The organism is Pseudomonas sp. NFACC08-1 (assembly GCF_900106735.1).
Lineage (GTDB): Bacteria > Pseudomonadota > Gammaproteobacteria > Pseudomonadales > Pseudomonadaceae > Aquipseudomonas > Aquipseudomonas fluorescens_Q.
Map to the genome: position 1 here is coordinate 77,894 of NZ_FNNL01000004.1, position 17,884 is coordinate 95,777.

Annotated in this window: 19 protein-coding genes and 1 pseudogene; 11 read left to right on the forward strand and 9 right to left on the reverse strand. The window is 58.4% G+C overall.

Annotated elements, in window-relative coordinates:
- Positions 1-54 precede the first annotated feature (54 nt).
- Positions 55-777 carry a hypothetical protein gene (locus BLU76_RS10060; RefSeq protein ID WP_139211591.1) on the forward strand — a complete coding sequence of 241 codons (723 nt, stop codon included), beginning with the start codon at positions 55-57 and terminating at the stop codon, positions 775-777.
- A gap of 274 nt (positions 778-1,051) precedes the next feature.
- Here the strand turns inward: BLU76_RS10060 and BLU76_RS10065 are convergent, their stop codons facing one another.
- From BLU76_RS10065 to BLU76_RS10075, 4 genes and pseudogenes are all read right to left on the reverse strand, one after another.
- Positions 1,052-2,125 carry a Tle-like phospholipase domain-containing protein gene (locus tag BLU76_RS10065; RefSeq protein WP_170867290.1) on the reverse strand — a complete coding sequence of 358 codons (1,074 nt, stop codon included), beginning with the start codon at positions 2,123-2,125 and terminating at the stop codon, positions 1,052-1,054.
- 345 nt (positions 2,126-2,470) lie between these two features.
- A pseudogene (locus BLU76_RS31835) lies at positions 2,471-2,593 on the reverse strand (toxin-antitoxin system HicB family antitoxin); the annotation flags it as partial.
- 15 nt (positions 2,594-2,608) lie between these two features.
- Positions 2,609-2,791 carry a type II toxin-antitoxin system HicB family antitoxin gene (locus tag BLU76_RS31840; protein ID WP_256572667.1) on the reverse strand — a complete coding sequence of 61 codons (183 nt, stop codon included), beginning with the start codon at positions 2,789-2,791 and terminating at the stop codon, positions 2,609-2,611.
- 97 nt (positions 2,792-2,888) lie between these two features.
- Complete coding sequence (locus BLU76_RS10075; protein ID WP_092222592.1) at positions 2,889-3,773, reverse strand: LysR substrate-binding domain-containing protein; 885 nt, start codon at positions 3,771-3,773, stop codon at positions 2,889-2,891.
- A 106-nt stretch (positions 3,774-3,879) separates the two neighbouring features.
- Here BLU76_RS10075 and BLU76_RS10080 point away from each other — a divergent pair, with 106 nt between their 5' ends.
- Both BLU76_RS10080 and BLU76_RS31480 read left to right on the forward strand, forming a co-directional pair.
- On the forward strand, positions 3,880-4,329 hold the full coding sequence (locus BLU76_RS10080; protein WP_092222594.1) for a PACE efflux transporter: 450 nt from the start codon (positions 3,880-3,882) through the stop codon (positions 4,327-4,329).
- 475 nt (positions 4,330-4,804) lie between these two features.
- Positions 4,805-4,957, forward strand: a complete 153-nt coding sequence (locus BLU76_RS31480) for a hypothetical protein (protein WP_170862055.1) — start codon at positions 4,805-4,807, stop codon at positions 4,955-4,957.
- Between the two features lie 100 nt (positions 4,958-5,057).
- Here BLU76_RS31480 and BLU76_RS10090 read toward each other — a convergent pair whose 3' ends face one another.
- Together BLU76_RS10090 and BLU76_RS10095 are read right to left on the reverse strand one after the other, a co-directional pair.
- Complete coding sequence (locus BLU76_RS10090) at positions 5,058-5,486, reverse strand: DUF2628 domain-containing protein (protein ID WP_072339863.1); 429 nt, start codon at positions 5,484-5,486, stop codon at positions 5,058-5,060.
- A 294-nt stretch (positions 5,487-5,780) separates the two neighbouring features.
- The gene (locus tag BLU76_RS10095; RefSeq protein ID WP_092222596.1) at positions 5,781-6,695 is read right to left on the reverse strand and encodes a LysR family transcriptional regulator; all 915 of its coding nucleotides are present in this window, start codon (positions 6,693-6,695) and stop codon (positions 5,781-5,783) included.
- A 109-nt stretch (positions 6,696-6,804) separates the two neighbouring features.
- On the opposite strand from BLU76_RS10095, the gene BLU76_RS10100 reads away from it, so the two are divergent.
- The 4 genes from BLU76_RS10100 (at position 6,805) to BLU76_RS10115 (ending at position 9,768) form a co-directional block, all read left to right on the forward strand.
- The gene (locus tag BLU76_RS10100; protein WP_092149325.1) at positions 6,805-7,890 is read left to right on the forward strand and encodes a TauD/TfdA family dioxygenase; all 1,086 of its coding nucleotides are present in this window, start codon (positions 6,805-6,807) and stop codon (positions 7,888-7,890) included.
- A 4-nt stretch (positions 7,891-7,894) separates the two neighbouring features.
- On the forward strand, positions 7,895-8,659 hold the full coding sequence (locus tag BLU76_RS10105; protein ID WP_072339857.1) for a sulfite exporter TauE/SafE family protein: 765 nt from the start codon (positions 7,895-7,897) through the stop codon (positions 8,657-8,659).
- 93 nt (positions 8,660-8,752) lie between these two features.
- Positions 8,753-9,463: an AzlC family ABC transporter permease gene (locus tag BLU76_RS10110; RefSeq protein ID WP_063320340.1), complete on the forward strand. Its 711-nt coding sequence runs from the start codon at positions 8,753-8,755 to the stop codon at positions 9,461-9,463.
- A complete protein-coding gene (locus tag BLU76_RS10115; protein WP_063320341.1) occupies positions 9,460-9,768 on the forward strand; it encodes an AzlD family protein in 309 nt (102 codons plus the stop codon). The genes BLU76_RS10110 and BLU76_RS10115 overlap by 4 nt, the downstream gene beginning before the upstream one ends.
- A gap of 53 nt (positions 9,769-9,821) precedes the next feature.
- Here the strand turns inward: BLU76_RS10115 and BLU76_RS10120 are convergent, their stop codons facing one another.
- Both BLU76_RS10120 and BLU76_RS10125 read right to left on the reverse strand, forming a co-directional pair.
- A complete protein-coding gene (locus BLU76_RS10120) occupies positions 9,822-10,028 on the reverse strand; it encodes a hypothetical protein (protein WP_027912993.1) in 207 nt (68 codons plus the stop codon).
- A 233-nt stretch (positions 10,029-10,261) separates the two neighbouring features.
- Positions 10,262-11,473, reverse strand: coding sequence for an MFS transporter (locus BLU76_RS10125; RefSeq protein ID WP_063320342.1), 1,212 nt, complete (start codon positions 11,471-11,473; stop codon positions 10,262-10,264).
- 128 nt (positions 11,474-11,601) lie between these two features.
- On the opposite strand from BLU76_RS10125, the gene BLU76_RS10130 reads away from it, so the two are divergent.
- Positions 11,602-12,108, forward strand: a complete 507-nt coding sequence (locus tag BLU76_RS10130; RefSeq protein ID WP_092222598.1) for an anti-virulence regulator CigR family protein — start codon at positions 11,602-11,604, stop codon at positions 12,106-12,108.
- 467 nt (positions 12,109-12,575) lie between these two features.
- Here BLU76_RS10130 and BLU76_RS10135 read toward each other — a convergent pair whose 3' ends face one another.
- Positions 12,576-14,462, reverse strand: coding sequence for a sigma-54-dependent Fis family transcriptional regulator (locus BLU76_RS10135; RefSeq protein WP_092222600.1), 1,887 nt, complete (start codon positions 14,460-14,462; stop codon positions 12,576-12,578).
- A gap of 355 nt (positions 14,463-14,817) precedes the next feature.
- On the opposite strand from BLU76_RS10135, the gene BLU76_RS10140 reads away from it, so the two are divergent.
- Genes BLU76_RS10140 through BLU76_RS10150 form a run of 3 tightly spaced genes read left to right on the forward strand, consistent with a single transcriptional unit; the run spans position 14,818 to position 17,884 of the window.
- Positions 14,818-15,912 (forward strand): ABC transporter ATP-binding protein, encoded by a 1,095-nt coding sequence (locus BLU76_RS10140; RefSeq protein ID WP_063320344.1) that lies wholly within the window; start codon positions 14,818-14,820, stop codon positions 15,910-15,912.
- Entirely contained in the window at positions 15,912-17,021 is a 1,110-nt protein-coding gene (locus tag BLU76_RS10145) for an ABC transporter ATP-binding protein (RefSeq protein ID WP_092222602.1), read from the forward strand. Before BLU76_RS10140 ends, BLU76_RS10145 begins: the two co-directional genes overlap by 1 nt.
- Positions 17,018-17,884 (forward strand): carbohydrate ABC transporter permease, encoded by an 867-nt coding sequence (locus tag BLU76_RS10150; protein ID WP_030142069.1) that lies wholly within the window; start codon positions 17,018-17,020, stop codon positions 17,882-17,884. Before BLU76_RS10145 ends, BLU76_RS10150 begins: the two co-directional genes overlap by 4 nt.

Sequence of the window (17,884 nt, forward strand, 5' to 3'; positions counted from 1 at the left end):
CTGAAAAGCGGCTGGAAATTTATATCTTCTCCAGCTTTTTGGGAGTGTTATCTTATGAAAAATCTCGTAAAAATAGTAGAGCCCATGAGCCGTGCTTTAAAAGAAGCAGGTTACCCTAAGACTGTACTTGTGGTGGATCCTGCTCTAGGGGTGAGGTTTGGCGCTGCCCGGTTGAGACCTTATCAAGAAGAAGATGGAAGATGGTCAGCAGAGTTCAATTTTGATATGAATATGACCCTTTCTCGTCAAATTCTCTTGGAGCATTATTTGTCGATTCTTCAAAAAAATCCTACTCTGTTTCTTTCTATGCTTGCATTTACTAAATATGGGACCTTATTTTTAACCCCTGAGGATAAGGTTCTGACGTCGGTAGATACCTTGATGAGTTATGTCAATGACTCGTGGGCGCTAATTGAAGACTTTCCTGTTAGTCCCTTCGGTTCCGATTACTCGGTTACAACGATTGGAAAACTCATGGAGGACCGAGAGTCTAATCGATTGAGTGTTAACTTTAGGATTGAGTGCTTGTATGCTCCTGCGGCGAGTAAAGAAAATCTGGTCCGAGATATACGTCGTTGGTTCATGCCTCTTATGACCTGCATGGGGGTCTTAATAAGGCCGGGCGGTGGTGATATCACTTTTTATACTAACAGTGGTGGATTTTTTTTGATGCACCCTGTTTACGGGGAGTTGCAAGGCGGTGTGAGTTATCTTCCCTTTAATACGTGGGATGGAGAGGATACCGTCTATGCAGAATCAGACTTGGCTCTTATCTAACAAACAATACATTGATATATTAAATTTCCAGGCGAACGATGCACGGGGTGGCTTGATTTATATGAGAAAACCACGACAGACCACGATGATGAGACGGGCTGGCAACAAGTGAACTCAAATCGTGGCCTGTCCCCGATTCTAATGTCATGGATGTGATTGGAAGACGATTGCGAGCGCAGGCGGCGGAATAATGAAGACGGGCGACTTATAAGTCGCCCGTCTTCATTAAATGTGGGAAAGCTCCAAGAACGGAAGGGCAGGCAGGAATCCGCCACTACTTCGTTACTGAAATCGCAGATGGTACAGCATCAGAGTGCGGCGTTTCAGAGACAAAGCTCTCCGTATGAATGATTTGGTTTGTAGCCCCTGCCACTTCAGCGAGTCGGCAGGCAAAAAACTGGCTTCCGTGGTTTTTTATGCCGCCAGCTGTTTTTTCCAGGTCGAAGCGGAGATCTCTAACGGGAGATTTTCGCTTGTTCGGTGGGACAATAATATTGATTGGCATACGGATGTAAGCCAGAGCTTCGCCGTGCTCGAAGATACGGTCGATTTCCACTTCTTCGGTATTCTTATCTCGAGGCGGGTTAGCGGTGGAGAACCAACCGGTAACTGGCGATGAGTTAAAGGCGATTACTTTATCAATCCTGATCGGATGTGTTGCTGATCGAGGCATTGCATATGCCAACTGCTGAGCAAGCCCGCCGCCAAGTGAATGGCCAACAGCTACAACCTTGACTGTTGCGGGGAGTTTACCCCGATGTATACGGTCTTGAAGCTCAGCCTCGAAGGCCCTGGATACCCAGTCGCGCGTAATATCGTATTGGTCTTCACCTCTGAGCCAAGTCGGGATAAACCATCTAGCGTTAGAGATCCAATCCTGCTTTTGATCCCCCTCGGTGCCCCGAAACACAATCGCCACTTCTGAAACACTCGCAGCCTCTGTTCCAGATCGGTGCTCCCAGACGCTAAAAAATAGCTTTGCGTCTTCTGCCCGTTCCGCCAGGACTTTCGAAGGGAAGTCAACCCAGGCGTACCAGCCTGGTGTTGGGACTAGCTGTGTACTGTCAGGCTGGCAGGCCTGATCAAATTGCTCCTGTAAAGATGGTTGGCGAGCTTTGTTGTTGGCAATGGCTAGCTCTTGCTTATAGTTGGGCCAAGCCAAGTGATATGCATTAGCTGCGAGGGCCGTGTATTGCCAGTACATTTTTGCTGGCCCCTCTCTCTCGTGTACTACAAAACTTGACTGTTTTGGCTCGCGAATCAATACAGTGCCTTCTTTCTGAAACCATACACTGCACCCTGCCTGCAAAACAGCAATCAGTAATAAACCGACGCTTCTTAGAATCATGCTGCTGCGCTCCCTGTGTGATGGCTTCATGCTATCAATAGGTATAGCAACTCGTTTGGTAGTTGCAACACGCAGCAATACGTTATTTTTTGATTTTGTAGCGAACCTTCTGGGGCAGAACTTCGCCTCCAGCTTTGTATAGCGCAATTATTCCCCTGCTTCCAATTTCGAGCGCTAAGGCCACGATGGGGGCAACATCGGGTGTTGAACAGCATTTTGTCGAAAAACACCGCGCTCGTAGCTTGAAGTGCGGGTGGACAAATGGCACACGCTGATCGGCGATCCGTAAGCCTTCGAGCTACACCATCTTGCAACTCAGACCTTGATCCGTCTAAACCTTCACCGTCAGGCGTGTGCTGCGCGCTCAAACGACCTCGTCGGCCCATTGGTGGCAGCTGGGGCTGCAATGGTCGCGGCAGCATGCACTTCAGGACGAATGCGCAGCATCACCTTCCCAGAGGCAGTCCCCTCCGGGCTGACTCCTTATTCGGAACAGTCCGCCAAATAATCCTCGATAGCGCTAGCAAATTCGGCGCGCAGCTCTGTCACTGACTCGGCGTGAAAGCTGATGATGTCACGTCCCCCCAAAACTCGACCAACGAAGATGTCGTCACGCTCATCAAACTCAACTCGGGCGGTATAGCCCTTATAGGTAATGCTGTTCATAGTTCAACTCCTCCCCGCTGAAGAAATTCTCGAGCTTCTTCTACCTGATAATTCTTGGCTTCCTTTCCTGGGTGCGAACTCCACCGTCATTGCTCATTCAGCCGTTACTCTGCCCCAACAACCACTCACTAAACCCCCGCACCGCCACCTGCCGCTCCCGCCCTGGCACGCACACCACGGTATACCGCGCACCCGCCAAGCGAACCTCAGGGCGATATTCAACCAGCTCCCCACGCGCAACAGCCTCAGCAACCAACACATTGCTGGCAAGCACCAGCCCGTGCCCGGCGATCGCCGCCTGCAGGGCGTGTTGTTCCTCGTCATAACGCCGAAAACGCGCGTTCTCCAGCCAGCCTAGGGTGCCGGCCTTGGCACACCATGCAGGCCAGTCGACTGCAACGTTTGCGCTGCTCAGCCATGGCACGTCGATCAGTTCGACGGGTGAGCCCGCCGCGGGTGGTTGCCAACCGGGGCGGCAATAAACGCCAAAGTGCTCATCCAACAGAGGCTGTTCAAACAGCTGTGGGGCCGGCCTGAAGAGGGCGCGGATCGCCAGGTCGATGCTGGCGTCACGCTGCAGGTCGACCACGTCGTTGCTGGTATGCAGCCTGACGTCGATCTCCGGGTACAACCGATGAAAATCCCCGAGCCGCGGTATCAGCCACAGGCTGGCGAATGCCGGCGTCGTGCTCACCACCAGAGACTGTGCCGCACAAGGTGGTGACAGCACCTGCAGGCCATGTTGGATATCGAGCAGGGCGCGGTGCATGAAAGGGTGAAGGCGCTCGCCATCGGCGCTCAGGCGCACGTTTTGGCTGGAGCGTTCGAACAGTCGCACGCCAAGGAAGGCTTCAAGACTTTTGACTTGATGGGAGATCGCCGCCGGGCTGACATTCAGTTCCAGGGCTGCTGCCTTGAAGCTGCCTAGCCGTGCGGCAGACTCAAAGCCACGCAAGGCGGTGAGGGGCAGTTTGGCGAACATGAGCGGGTAGGTTACTCAGGTTGAGCGTGGCTCAATTTAGCTCAATTGTGCGCGAGGGCTCAACTTGCCAGGCTGGGGTCTTCCAAACCGGCTCAGGAGCCCAGCGATGCAAGGTACGCCCCGTAAAATCCTCCAGGCCATCCTCTACGAAGCCGGTGGCGTGCTGTTCGTGGCACCGGCGCTGGCGCTGACCTACGGTCAAGGCATGGGTTATTCAACCCTGCTGTCGCTGGTGATTTCCGCCGTCGCGCTGGCCTGGAACATGCTTTTCAACGGCCTGTTCGAGTGGTGGGAGCGCCGCCAACCCAGTCGCCATCGTAACTGGCAGCGGCGACTACTCCATTCTCTGGGATTTGAAGGCGGCTTGACGTTGATTCTTACCCCGGTGATTGGCGCGTGGTTGGGCATCAGCCTGTGGTTGGCGCTGGTGACCAATCTGGGGTTGTTTGTATTTTTCTTTTTTTACGCACTGGTTTTTCAATGGCTGTTCGATCGAGTGTTCGATGTTCCGCTTTCTGCGCAGACCGATCAGGGGTCTGCGTCCAGCGCCCGCTGAGTCAGTTGCACGACGTGACATTGCGCCTGGTTGTTGCTGATCGTCAGTCATAACCGGGTGCCGATGCTAAAAAACTCATCCAGAAGCCGATAAAAATAAATTCGATCCCGATCAACCTCGATCACTCCATATCGTCGCAGAAACGGCGCTACCCATTGTTCTCCCAACCCCTCGGCAATGTCCCGAGTTGCCAGCGCCAGGTCTTGGTATCGATGCGTGTAACGGGGTGGTGGTTGATTCGTCCTGGGGGGCACCGCAGCTCCTTGGAAGGTCTGGGTCGACCGTCATGAAACCACACATTGGCCCGCCGTGGCAGGGTGTCATTGGTCGGCGACTCGTCTAGACCGGGGGTTTATGCCGGGTCAAGGGTTGCCACTCAGGTTGTTGGCGACTACCCTGAAAATGTTTGGATTGTTACGAGAAAATTCAAGCGTGGCAATTTTCGGTCAACCGACTTAAGGATGAGGTGAACACAATGTTTTCTCATGAAGGTGCTGCAATAGAGGTGCTGCTATTCATTTTTGGCTTTGCCGGGTTTGCCCTGGCACTGTGGTTTGTTCACGCCTATTTTGAGCGAAAGACTAAAAATGGTGTAAAAAAACAACATTCAGCTCATCGGGGTAGTTGAGCGTTGGCTGATACTGCTTCCCAAGAATTTTTAATCCTCAGAAACAACAAGCCCGCACACTCATGATGAGGCGCGGGCTCTCGATGATCCAAGCCTGCAATCAGAGACGCATGCCTTTGAACGGGTTCCAGCCTTGCTCGCCTTTCACTTCCTTGAGGTAGTAGGCGTAGTTGGCCATGAGTGCGTACATCATCGACATGGCGATGCTCAGGCCTGTACTCAACGGCCGCGGAAACTCCATGCCGAGGATCGCGAAAATCACGCTCAACGCGATATTGATCGCCAGGAAAATACCCAGCAGGGCGAGGTTTTTCTTCCAGAGGCCGAGGACGAACAGGTAGATAGGGCCAAAGAAAAAAGCAATCACGTTGGCGTTGATGAGGATTTTCTTCTTGACGCCTGGCAGCGTCTTGACGGCTTCCTTATAGCGCGGGTCGTTTGGTGCGCCATAGGTTTCAAAGAAGTCAAAGCGTTCCTGCCACTTGGCGCTGTATTTACCCGTGCTTTGTACTTGTTCAGTTGTGCTCATTTTGCAAGGCTCCTGCTTTCCATTAGTAATTTTTCTTTCTTCCAAGAAATCCTGTGCTCTGTTTCTAGCGCATTGATTGCTTTGATCTTTGACAAAGGGCGCGAGTGAGTCGCGTGAGGTGTTTATTTTGCCGTTTTATGGGCCTTGGTGTGGAACATTCCGCACTGGCCGCTGGAACGGTCGCCTGGTCTGTGACGTGCTTCACCCTATTTTTTCAATGGGGCCCCCGGTGTGCTGAATCCGGATCGGGAGCAGCAGGTCGAGAACAAAGCAGCACAACTAGACGGTTGACCTTCAGGAGCGGCTGACGCGGTCACCGTAGACACGGATCATGTCCAGCAGGTTCTTGACCCGCAGCGGCAGGTTGCCGGCTGGATAGACCGCATGCATGCGCGGGTCTTCACCCGTGCTGGAGGTTAGCTTGTACTCAGGGAACACCCGCACCAGGCGTCCCGCAGCCACTTCCGGCTCCGCCAGCCAGTCGGCCAGGCGGGCAATCCCGGCACCGGCCAGCGCAGCCTGGAACACCGCCGTGCCGGAACTGAAGCGAAACTTGGGGTGCACGCGAAAGCTGCCGGCCTGGCCCGGCCCACGAAAATTCCATTCCTTGAGAATCCGCGGCGCCGTGTGCAGGATCAATGCGTGCTGTTCCAGCGCCTCGATGGATGTCGGCAGCCCGCATCGCTCCAAGTAGCCAGGGCTGGCATAGAGGTAGCGCGAATAGTTCCACAGCGGGTAGCCGATCAGGTCGCTGGATTGTGGGAAGGCGCCGCGAATCGAAAAGTCCAGCTTGCCCTCGACCGGATCGACCGCCGCATCGGTAAAGATCACATCCACGCTGACATCGGGATAACGCTGGCTGTACTGGGTGATCAACTGGGGGACCACCATGTGGGCCAAGGATTGCGGTGCGGAAAAGCGGATCCAGCCGGTGGCCAGGCCGCTGAGCCCGGCCAGGTCCTCGTCCGCCTCACGTTGCAGATCGAGCATTCTGTGGGCGTGGGGCAGTAGCCGCTCGCCGGCCTCGGTCAGCGTCACGGCATTGGCCGAGCGATTGAACAGCTTGACCCCAGTGCGTTCTTCCAGCCCTTGAATGACGCGGGTCAGCGAGCTGGGGGAGCGCCCCAGGCTGCGGGCTGCGACGACAAAGCTGCGCTTGCGGGCCACCGTCGCAAAGGCTTCAAGATCAGCCAACATATCCAGTGCCACCGGCTACCTCATTGCACTTTTCACAATATGACATTGCAACACAAAAAAGCCCCTTCCGTTAGCCTTCCCGTTCTCAGCACAAGGACGTAGGTAGACAGGAGCGATGGATATGTCAACGCTGGATGAAACGCTCAGAAAAGCAACCGCCCTTGCGGGCGAAGCGACCCACGAATGGCTGGTGCCAAAAGCCCCCCTCTCGACAGAAAAGCCTTTGGTCGAATTACAGCTTTCCTACGAAGAAAAAAGAAAACTCCACAACGAACTCAGGCATTTCGCGATCGGCGACAGCGCCAGCGGCCTGCGGCAGATGCCCGCCCTCGGACGCTGCCTGGAACAACTGCTGGCTCCGGAAAAATCCCGCTTGCTGCGTGATTTCCAGCACTGCGACGAGGTGGCGCTGGTGATCCGTGGCCTGCCGGTCGACGCGCAGTTGCCGGCGACGCCCTACGGTGGCAACCCGGATATTGCTGAACTGCCGGTGGTCGCCGGGGCGATCCTCGCGGTACTCGCCGTGCTCGGCACCTGCCCGGTGGGCTACCAGGGCGAGAGCGAGGACAGCATATTTCGCCATGTCTCGCCCAAGCAGCAGCGGGAAACCGAGAGGAGTTCTTACGGCTCGCGCCTGGACCTGGGCATGCATGTCGACAATCCACACCTGCCGCTCAGTTGCGAGGCCGTGCAGCAGTTGTCTGCCTGCCCCGAGTACCTGAGCCTGACCGGCTTGCGCTGCGAGCTGACGGTGCCGACGCGGATTGTCGCGATTGCCGACGTGCTCAACATGCTGCCGGACTTCGTCGAGCAGGAACTGCTGCGCCCGAGCTTTTCAGTCCGCCGGCCGGACTCGTTCGCCCGCCAGGACACGGTCCTGGAACAAGTCCCGCTGCTCTACCGGCCCAGCAGCGGGGGCCTGCACTGTCGCTACAACATGGCCAGCATCAGCGCTCACTGCGAGCACTCGCGACTGGCCCTGCAACTGTTCGCCGCCGCCGCCAATCACCCCGACGTGGTCCGCTCGGTACTGCTGCAGCCCGGCGACATGCTGATCTTCAAGAACCAGCAGACCCTGCACGCACGCGATGGCTTCGCGCCGCGCTACGACGGCCTGGACCGCTGGATGCTGCGGGTCTTCGGCGTCAACGACCGCAAGCGCCTGCTCCCGTTTTCGGCCACCCACCCCTTTATCGCCAGAGCCTGATCCAATGTTCGATATCGTCCTGCTATGTGTCTTCGCCTTCGCCGCCGGCCTGATCGATGCGGCCGTCGGCGGCGGCGGCCTGATCCAGATCCCGGCACTGTTCAATGTGCTGCCCGGCGCCCAGCCCGCCGCCCTGCTCGGCACCAACAAGGTCGCGGCGGCCTGCGGCACAGCCTTTGCTGCGCGCTCGTTCGTGCGCAAGGTGGTGATCGACTGGAGCCTGGTGGTTCCTGCCGCCGGCGCGGCCTTTGTCATGGCCTTCGCTGGCGCGGCGACGGTATCGCTCGTGCCGCAGGCCGTGATGCGCCCGGCGGTATTGGTGCTAATCGTGCTGATGGCGATCTACACCTTCTGGAAAAAGGACTTCGGCAGCCTGCACAAGCCCATGCGCATCGGCACCAAGGAGAAGCTGCTGGCGGTACTGGTCGGTGGCGCCATCGGTTTCTACGACGGGTTGTTCGGACCGGGCACCGGCAGCTTCCTGATCTTCCTGTTCATTCGCTGCTTCGCCTTCGACTTCCTGCACGCCTCGGCGTCGGCCAAGCTGGTGAATATCGCCACCAATGTCGCGGCGCTGCTGTTCTTTATCCCGAGCGGCAACGTGCTCTACTTGGTAGCGCTGCCGATGGCGCTGTTCAATATCCTCGGCGCGCTGACCGGCACCTGGCTGGCGGTGCGCAAGGGAGTGCCCTTTGTCCGCGCGTTGTTCCTGGTGCTGCTGGTGATTCTGATCAGCAAGCTGTCCTATGACCTGATCTCGGTGGGTTGAGTTGCCCATAGCCCCGCCAAAAAGTGTTCGGCAAGCAGATTCAGCCCCATACTCTCGGTTTTTGCACCGCAGATATCCAGATGAGGCCCTGTTTTGTCGAATGTTGAACCCCAGTTGCACGCGCTGACGTTGAATCACATCTATGACGGTTTCAAACAGCTGATCCCAATCTCTCTTTTCGTCGTCGTGTTCGGCGTTGCTTTCGGCCTGGCGGCTGCGCAAACGGGCTTGAGTGATACGTCAGCCGTACTCATGAGCACGCTGGTTTTTGCCGGCGCTTCTCAATTTGCCGCACTGGATCTGTGGGGGCAGCAAGTGCCGGTCGTTCCCCTGATGATCACCGTCTTCGCTATCAACGCCCGGCACTTGTTGATGGGCGCGACGCTTTACCCGTGGCTGCGGGAGCTGCCCGTTGCCAAACGCTACGGTGTCATGCTGGTTGTTTCTGACGCCAACTGGGCCATGGCGATGCAGGCGCTCAGTCGTGGCAAGCCGGGGCTCGGGCTTTTATTCGGCGGCGGCATTGCGCTCTGGGTCGCGTGGATCCTGGGCAGTTGGCTGGGACTTCATTTCGGCAGCGCCATTGAGAACCCGGTCAGTTTCGGACTCGATATGGTGATGGGCTGTTTCTTGTTGGCGATGGTCGTGGGCGGGAAGAAAAACCTGCGCATGTTCATTATCTGGACCGTGGCGGCCTGCTCATCGCTGTTGGCTTACTGGTACTTGCCGGCGAACAGTCATGTCGTGGTCGGCGCTTTGGCGGGGGGCATTCTGGGTGCGCTGTGGATGGAGAAAACACAATGAGCATTGAAACGGCGGGTTACGGCACCCTGATTGTCATATTGATAATGGCCGCGGTGACATTGGCGACTCGGTGGGGCGGTGTTTTCGTGATGTCGTTCGTGCCGATCAACTATCGGGTGCAACAATTCATCACGGCCATGTCCGGTTCGGTGTTGGTGGCGGTGTTGGCTCCGCTGGCGGTTAAAGGTGATAACGGCGCACGCCTGGCTTTGCTGACTACGGCGATCGTCATGCTGATACTGAAAAAACCGTTGCCGGCAATTGCGGCCGGCATACTTGCAGCGGCTTTAGCCAGGCAGTTCTGAATGGTCGAGTCGCCCGCGAACAAGCGAGCGACGAAACCCCATCAACACCCAGGTCAAAAACTCAGCGCCGCCGCTTCCCCAAACGAGTGATCCTGTACACCCGTCATAAAGTGCAGCGACATCTCCTGTGGCGCCTCGATGGGCGGAATTTCAAAACTCCCCACCACCTGCCCCTGAAGCGCACTCAGCCGCATCGACTCTTCTTCCTTTAACTTTGCCATTCTCGCGTGATTCGCTGCGATTTCGTTGAGAGTTGACACGGTACATCTCCGTTTGCTGACCAAGCATTGATTAATTTGCCGCCGCGTCAGAATTACGTCGTTCTTGGCTGCTGAGACAAGTCAGTGCAAGCCCTGAGCCAGACGTGGCCGCCTGTTGGCTCCGCCACTGGACAGGTGACGAATGGCGGGGGCAGACGTGCATTGACGGCGGCAACGTTGCAACCATGCCTCAACAATAAGTCACTGATAATACAAACCGCTCCCCGGCAGGGTCAGTCGGTCTCGGCGCTGTAGATGCTTGACCGGTGTGTCGAATACCTGTGCACCACAACCACCCCGGCTCCGATCAGGCTGGTGGCAACCGCCAGCAGCAGAATCACCTGCTGCGTTCCAATAGGCGCGGCCAGCACCGCGACCAGTAGGCCTGCGAGTGGTTGCGACAGGTTGTTGAGCAGCGTGATGACGCCGACGGTCTTGCCGAAGTCCTGGGGCGGAATGACTTGCTGGCGGAGGGTGCGGAAGTAGACGTTGAACATTTTGTCGAAACCGACAATCAGCAAGAAACCGACGACGTAGCCCCCTGTGTTCGGGCTGAGCGCAGTGATGAAGGCGCCGACGGCAATCAGCGTGTAGGAGAGGGCGCCCAGCAGTTTCAAGGGCAGGGTCAGCCGGGCGAGGAGGAACAGAATGAGGATGGTGGTCACGGCACCGGCTGCCTGTAGGCCTGCGTAGTCATCCTTGCCGGCGCCGTAATGGCCGATGACCATGGCCGCCGAGGTGGCGAGGGTGACGCCGATGATCAGGTTGACGCCCACTGCCAGGCTGATGATTTTTTTCAGTTCTGCCAGGTTGCGGATGTGGCCGAAGGCAATGCGCAGCGGGTTCAGCCAGAGGTCATGATGCTGCTCGAAGGTTTCCAGGGTGACCGAACTGATGCGCTGCCAATACAGCATCGCCAGGTCTGCCAGCAGGAACAGCCCGGCAATCGCTAGTACCACCCAGTGCCAGGCCCACACCTCAAGCAGCAGCGCAGCGATCAGCGGGCCCAGCACCAAGCCGGTCTGGTCGGCTATTTGCGAGTAGGACAGGGTCTTGGTGTAGGTGTAGTGCTTGAAGATGTACGGCATCACCACTTCGCGGGCCATGATGCCCTGGGTGGTCAGCACGCCGCACAGGGCCGAGAGCGCGACGATCCAATAGATCCCGCCGAAGACGCCATGGAGCACGACCGCCACCCCGCAGGCGACGGCGCGATAGACCTGGCTGATGTGCAGGATGCGAATCGGCGAGAACTTGTCGCACAGCGCGCCGCAGATCGGGAACGACAGGTAGCGTGGCAGGGACTCGACGAAGAACGCCAGGCCTGCCCAGGAGACGCTGTTGGTGGTCTGGAAAACAATCAGCGGGACGATGAACAGCAGAATCTGGTCGGCCAACCGGGAGAGGAACATCGAGACGAAAAAAGCCAGGTAATCCTTGCGCATGAAACTCCTTGATTGCTGTGTTCAGGTGCATCCGGTCCAGGCAAGCGGCGCGCAGTGTGATATGGAACTAATATCACCGTTAGTCTCTATATCTTTACAGGGGACATCCCTTTTTTGAGAGAACTGCCATGTTCAAATCGCGCTCGTTGATTGCTGCAGTGACTTGTTTCGCCCTGGCGGCTGGCCCAGGCATTGTTGTCGCGGACCCGGGCAACGGCAAGGGGAATGCTCAATTCGATCAAGGTCCTGGCCAGGGAGGCAAAGGCGGGCAAGGCAACAAGGGCGGTCAAGGAAATCCCGGTAACAAGGGGAACCAGGGCGGCAAAGGCAACCAAGGTGGTGGCGGCGGCGATTGGCATAACGGCCCGAGCCTCGACCGCAGCGGCATCCTGGGTGTGATTGGCGGATATCGCGATTACTGGAGCCCCGGCCCGGCGTTGCCGCCAGGCATCCAGAAAAATCTTGCACGAGGCAAGCCGTTGCCACCCGGTATCGCCAAAAAGCTCGATGGGCGACTGCTGGGGCGGTTGCCGCACTATGACGGTTATGAGTGGCAACAGGTCGGTACGGACCTGATCCTGGTGGCGATTGCCACTGGCATCATCTATGAAGTGCTCAATGGTGCGTTCGACTAAGTCGGAGTAATGCCAATCAGTTAAGCAAAACGCCTGTGGGAGCGGGCTTGCTCGCGAAAGCGGTGGGTCAGCTAGCGATGATGTTGGCTATGCCGACGCCTTCGCGAGCAAGCTCGCTCCCACAACTGGATTGGAGTATGACTGGGAGAGCCAGGCCGGCTGTCAGGCCGCCTCGCGGTGGACGTTGATCTCGGCGCCCCGTTAACCACGATGGCCGAACGCAGGTATTGCGTAGTGGGCATCCCGGCATGGATGCCGGGATAGCCGCGCTGGGCCATGGATGGCCCTTCGCGGCGGGCCCACGGAGCAATGCCGGAGTAAGGGCACACCGAGCCTAGGCGAGGTGCCGAGTGGTGGGGCAAAAGCGCTTTGGTTACTTTCGCCTGGGCCGGCTTCCGGATTTTCGAAAGTGACCCGCCGTCAGGGCGGAACCCTAAGTGGCCGTTACCGCAGCAATGGATATGTACTCAATCAACAAGAGCAAGCCCACCCACTCCCACAGGTTTTGTATCAGCTTCAAGTTGCCGCAGCCGTTTGTACAAGGTATTGCGGCTGACGCCCAGCCGTCGCGCCAGGTGTGAAATGTTCCCGCCCACTGCCTGCAACTGACGGTTCAGGTCCTCGGCATCGTTCAGGTCCACCGTCAGCGGCTCAGGCGTTTCCACCGGTTCCATTTCAAGGTCGACAAAGAAGTCGTCGGGCAGGTGTTCCGGGCGGATCGGCTGTTCCTCGGCCATCGCCAGGGCCACTTGCAGCACGCTGCTGACCTGTCGCAGGTTGCCCGGCCATGGATGGCGTTCGAACAGGTCCAGTACCTCGCGGCTCAGGCCGGCCCATTGGGTCGGTTCGCGGTGGTGTTCCCAGAGGCGTTTGAACAGGGCCTGTTTGTCGCTGCGTTCGCGCAGCGGTGGCAGCTCCAGCGTCAGGCCGCCGATGCGGTAGTACAAGTCTTCGCGAAACCGCCCCAGTTGCACCTGTTCACGCAGCGAGCGGTTGGTGGCGGAGATGATGCGGATGTCCACTGGGAACAGCTCGGCGCTGCCCACCGGTTGTACGCAACGTTCCTGCAAGACCCGCAGCAGCCGGGCCTGGGTTGGCAGGGGCATGTCGCCGATCTCGTCGAGGAACAACGTACCCCGGTCGGCCTTGCGGATCAGGCCGATGCTGCCTTTCTGGTTGGCGCCGGTGAAGGCGCCTTTTTCGTAGCCGAACAGTTCCGACTCCACCAACTCGGCGGGGATCGCTGCGCAGTTGACGGCAATGAACGGCTGCTTGCAGCGTGAACTGGCCAGGTGCAGCGCTTTGACGAAGACTTCCTTGCCGACACCGGTCTCGCCGTGGATCAGCAGCGGAATGTCCTTCTCCAGCAAGCGCTCGGCCTGGCGCACGGCTTTCTCCACGCGGCTGTCACCGAAGTGCAGGGTGTTGAGGCTGATAGCGTTGCTGGCGGGGGCCGGCGCAGGTGCTGTTTCGGTGAACACGCGAGCCTTGATCGACACCTGGCTTGGGCGCCGGAGCAAGCACTGGAAACGGTTGCTACCGGATGCTTGCAGGGCGAACGGCAGGCCGTCGGGCTGGTTCAGCAGTTCCAGCAGCGAGACCTTGAACAGGCTTTCGATACTGACCCGTGACAGGCTCAGGCCCAGCAGGTTGTCGGCCCGACGGTTGGCGGACAGGACCTGGCCGCTCTCATCGAAGATCAGCAGTCCGGCCCATTGGCTGTCGAGGTTGTTCAGGCCGGTGTTGAAGGTCAGTTGGAAGTGTTCACCGCGAAACAGGTTGAGGATCAGCCGGTTCTCCACGGTCTGGCTCATCATCTTGACCATGCCCAGGGTGTGGGAGGGCGGCAGGTAGCTGTCGCTGGAGACGTCGAGCACGGCGATGACCTTGCGCTCGGCATCGAAGATCGGCGCGGCCGAGCCGGTCATGAAGCGGTTGGCCTTGAGGAAGTGTTCATCGTGTTCGATGTGCACCGCCTGTTCGCAGGCCAGCGCGGTGCCGATGGCGTTGGTGCCGGTGCAGCGCTCCATCCAGCTCGCCCCGGCGCTGAAGCCATGGGCCAGTTTCGGCTCGATGAAACGCTGGGTGCCCCAGGAGGTCAGCACTTGGCCCTGGTTGTCGGCCAGCATGATCAGGCAGTTGGAGTTGCTCAGGATGTTTTCGTAGTACGGCAAGACTTCCTGGTGGGTGGTCTGCACCAGCGAATGCTGGCTCTCCAGCAACTGGGCGATGCCTTGGGCGGGCAACTGGTCGAAGGCCGGCACGCTTTGATGGTTCAGGCCGAAGGCGCGGCAACGGGACCAGGAGGCCTGGATGATGGCCTCGTGGGACAAGGCTGGAGCAGGTGCGGCCATGGGGCACTCTCGCAGGAGCTGTTTTTATTGTTGTGGCAAGTCTCGCACAGACTCCTTGTGCTGGGGCAGGCCTGAATACCACTTCATACACAAGCCCTTGTGGGAGCGAGCAAGCTCCCACAAGGGCATGGCCAGGCTAGCCGAAAACGTTCTTTCAGTGTTGTTCAAAATTGTTCATTGTCAACCCGTGAGTTGTTCAGTTGTTCAGTCGTGGCTGTTCACTTGTGTTCATCTGCGAACGTGGCTTTCTCAAGTTTTCTGAAAAAAACAAGCCAGATCAGCGGCTTGTCATTTCTGGCACGGCTTTCGCTTTCTAACTCGGGTCGCTTGACTCCAATAATAAAAAGGCCGAGCCATGTCATTAAAGCTTGAGCACATCTGTCGCACCGTCGAAGGCCAGACCTGGATCGACGATGCCAATCTGAGTTTCGAACCCGGATCCTTCAACGTCCTGTTGGGCCGTACGCTGTCCGGCAAGACCAGTCTCATGCGCCTGATGGCCGGTCTGGACAAGCCCGACAGCGGCCGCATCCTGATGAACGGCGTCGACGTCACCCACCGCCCGGTGCGGCTGCGCAATGTGTCGATGGTTTACCAGCAGTTCATCAACTACCCGACCATGACTGTTTTCGAAAACATCGCCTCGCCGTTGCGCCAGGCCGGTGTGTCCAACGAGGTGATCCAGAGCAAGGTGCTGGAAACCGCCAGGATGCTGCGCATCGAGAAATTCCTGCAGCGCCATCCGCTGGAATTGTCCGGCGGCCAGCAGCAGCGCACGGCCATGGCCCGGGCCTTGGTCAAGGACGCCGAACTGATCCTGTTCGACGAGCCGCTAGTGAACCTGGACTACAAGCTGCGTGAAGAGCTGCGCCAGGAAATGCGCGAGCTGTTCCAGGCCCGCCATACCATCGCTGTCTACGCCACCACCGAGCCCAACGAGGCGTTGGCCCTGGGTGGCACCACCACGATCCTGCATGAGGGCCGGGTGATCCAGAGCGGCAAATCGTCCTCTGTGTATCACCAGCCGCAAACCGTGCTGGCCGCCGAGTTGTTTTCCGAACCGCCGATCAACCTCATGCCGGGTCGTATCGCCGGCAACGAAGTCAGCTTCGCCAATTTCGTGCACTTTCCGCTGAATGTCGACCTGCGCCCGGTGGGCGAGGGTGAGTTCCGTTTCGGCGTGCGCCCCAGCCATATTTCCCTGGTGCCGAGCAACGACGACGACCTCGAACTGGCGGTGACCGTCGAGGTGGCCGAGATCAGTGGCTCGGAGACCTTCCTGCACGTGCGCAACGAGCATTTCCTGCTGGTGCTGCACTTGCCAGGAGTGCATGAATACGACGTGGATGCGCCGATCCGCATCTACATTCCGACCCATAAACTGTTTGTCTTCGACGCCCAGGGCAAGCTGGTCCAAGCCCCAGGGCAGCGTATCGCGAGGGTTGCCTGATGGCCGAAATTCGTTTGCAGAACCTCGCCCACAGCTACACCAGCACCCCGGCGGGCCCCGAGGACTACGCGATCCGCGAGATGAACCACATCTGGGAGCAGGGCGGCGCCTATGCGCTGCTCGGACCTTCGGGCTGCGGCAAGTCCACCTTGCTCAACATCATTTCCGGACTGCTCAGCCCCTCCGAAGGGCAGGTGATGTTCGACAGCAAAGTCGTCAACGACCTGACCCCGGAGCGGCGCAACATCGCCCAGGTGTTCCAGTTCCCGGTGGTGTACGACACCATGACCGTGTTCGACAACCTAGCGTTCCCGCTGCGTAACCAGGGCATGGCCGAGGCCAGGATCCACACCAAGGTCCAGGAAATCGCCGAGGTCCTGGACCTGCAGAGCCTGCTGGACAAAAAGGCCCGCAACCTCACCGCCGATGAGAAGCAGAAAGTCTCCATGGGCCGCGGGCTGGTGCGCGACGATGTGTCGGCGATCCTGTTCGACGAGCCACTGACCGTGATCGACCCGCACCTGAAATGGAAACTGCGGCGCAAGCTCAAGCAGATCCATGAGCAGTTCAACATCACCATGGTCTACGTCACCCACGACCAGTTGGAAGCCTCGACGTTCGCCGACAAGATCGCGGTGATGTACGGCGGCCAGATCGTGCAGTTCGGCACGCCCCGGGATTTGTTCGAGCGCCCGAGCCACACCTTTGTCGGCTACTTCATCGGCAGCCCGGGGATGAACCTGATCGAGGTCACGGCGCAGCCTGGCGGTGTCGGTTTCGCTTCGACGCACTTGCCGCTGTCGGAAACCTTGCAACGTCGTGTCGCCGAAGCCGAAGGTAAAAGCCTGAAGGTCGGTATCCGCCCCGAGTTCGTGCATGTCTGGGATGGCCCTTACGACGACGCGATGCGGGCTGACGTGGTCCACGTCGAAGACCTGGGCACCTACAAGATCCTGACCCTCAACCTCGATGGCGTACCGCTGAAAGTACGGCTGGCCGAAGACAAGCCCGTGCCTGAAGGCACGGCGTACATCAGTTTTCCGGGCCAATGGCTGATGGTCTATGCCGATGAATACCTGCTGGAACCGTTGAGCGAGGTGCAGCCATGAACAAGGTGCAGAACAACAAGGCGTGGTGGCTGGTATTGCCGGTGTTCCTGCTGGTGGCCTTCAGTGCCGTGATCCCGATGATGACGGTGGTCAACTATTCGGTGCAGGACATCTTCGACCAGTCCAGCCGCTACTTCGTCGGCGCCGACTGGTACAAGCAGGTGCTGCTCGATCCACGGCTGCACGATTCGCTGCTGCGCCAGTTCATCTACTCGGCGTGCGTGCTGCTGATTGAAATCCCCCTGGGCATCGCCATCGCCCTGACCATGCCGACCAAGGGCAAATGGTCGTCCCTGGTGTTGATCATCCTCGCGATCCCACTGCTGATCCCGTGGAACGTGGTGGGCACCATCTGGCAGATTTTCGGCCGCGCCGACATCGGTTTGCTGGGCTCGACCCTCAACGGCCTGGGTATCAACTACAACTATGCGGCCAACACCATGGACGCCTGGGTCACCGTGCTGGTGATGGATGTCTGGCACTGGACTTCGCTGGTGGCGCTGCTGTGCTATTCGGGGCTGCGGGCGATTCCCGACGTGTACTACCAGGCCGCGCGGATCGACCGGGCGTCGAACTGGGCAGTGTTCCGTCACATCCAGTTGCCGAAGATGAAAAGCGTGCTGCTGATCGCGGTGATGCTGCGTTTCATGGACAGTTTCATGATCTACACCGAGCCGTTCGTACTCACTGGCGGCGGGCCGGGCAACGCCACCACGTTCCTCAGCCAGACCCTGACGCAGATGGCCATCGGCCAATTCGACCTGGGCCCGGCGGCGGCGTTTTCCCTGGTGTACTTCCTGATCATTCTGTTGGTGTCCTGGCTGTTCTACACCGCCATGACGCACTCCGACGCCAACCGTTGA

What these genes read in the sequence shown, in the direction of transcription:
- BLU76_RS31840 (WP_256572667.1), bottom strand. Translation starts at nt 2,791, where the DNA reads ATGAACAGCATTACCTATAAGGGCTATACCGCCCGAGTTGAGTTTGAT.
- BLU76_RS10135 (WP_092222600.1), bottom strand. Translation starts at nt 14,462, where the DNA reads ATGGCCGCACCTGCTCCAGCCTTGTCCCACGAGGCCATCATCCAGGCC.
- BLU76_RS10105 (WP_072339857.1), top strand. Translation starts at nt 7,895, where the DNA reads ATGTTCGATATCGTCCTGCTATGTGTCTTCGCCTTCGCCGCCGGCCTG.
- BLU76_RS10145 (WP_092222602.1), top strand. Translation starts at nt 15,912, where the DNA reads ATGGCCGAAATTCGTTTGCAGAACCTCGCCCACAGCTACACCAGCACC.
- BLU76_RS10130 (WP_092222598.1), top strand. Translation starts at nt 11,602, where the DNA reads ATGTTCAAATCGCGCTCGTTGATTGCTGCAGTGACTTGTTTCGCCCTG.
- BLU76_RS31480 (WP_170862055.1), top strand. Translation starts at nt 4,805, where the DNA reads ATGTTTTCTCATGAAGGTGCTGCAATAGAGGTGCTGCTATTCATTTTT.
- BLU76_RS10100 (WP_092149325.1), top strand. Translation starts at nt 6,805, where the DNA reads ATGTCAACGCTGGATGAAACGCTCAGAAAAGCAACCGCCCTTGCGGGC.
- BLU76_RS10090 (WP_072339863.1), bottom strand. Translation starts at nt 5,486, where the DNA reads ATGAGCACAACTGAACAAGTACAAAGCACGGGTAAATACAGCGCCAAG.
- BLU76_RS10150 (WP_030142069.1), top strand. Translation starts at nt 17,018, where the DNA reads ATGAACAAGGTGCAGAACAACAAGGCGTGGTGGCTGGTATTGCCGGTG.
- BLU76_RS10075 (WP_092222592.1), bottom strand. Translation starts at nt 3,773, where the DNA reads ATGTTCGCCAAACTGCCCCTCACCGCCTTGCGTGGCTTTGAGTCTGCC.
- BLU76_RS10080 (WP_092222594.1), top strand. Translation starts at nt 3,880, where the DNA reads ATGCAAGGTACGCCCCGTAAAATCCTCCAGGCCATCCTCTACGAAGCC.
- BLU76_RS10060 (WP_139211591.1), top strand. Translation starts at nt 55, where the DNA reads ATGAAAAATCTCGTAAAAATAGTAGAGCCCATGAGCCGTGCTTTAAAA.
- BLU76_RS10140 (WP_063320344.1), top strand. Translation starts at nt 14,818, where the DNA reads ATGTCATTAAAGCTTGAGCACATCTGTCGCACCGTCGAAGGCCAGACC.
- BLU76_RS10065 (WP_170867290.1), bottom strand. Translation starts at nt 2,125, where the DNA reads ATGATTCTAAGAAGCGTCGGTTTATTACTGATTGCTGTTTTGCAGGCA.
- BLU76_RS10125 (WP_063320342.1), bottom strand. Translation starts at nt 11,473, where the DNA reads ATGCGCAAGGATTACCTGGCTTTTTTCGTCTCGATGTTCCTCTCCCGG.
- BLU76_RS10115 (WP_063320341.1), top strand. Translation starts at nt 9,460, where the DNA reads ATGAGCATTGAAACGGCGGGTTACGGCACCCTGATTGTCATATTGATA.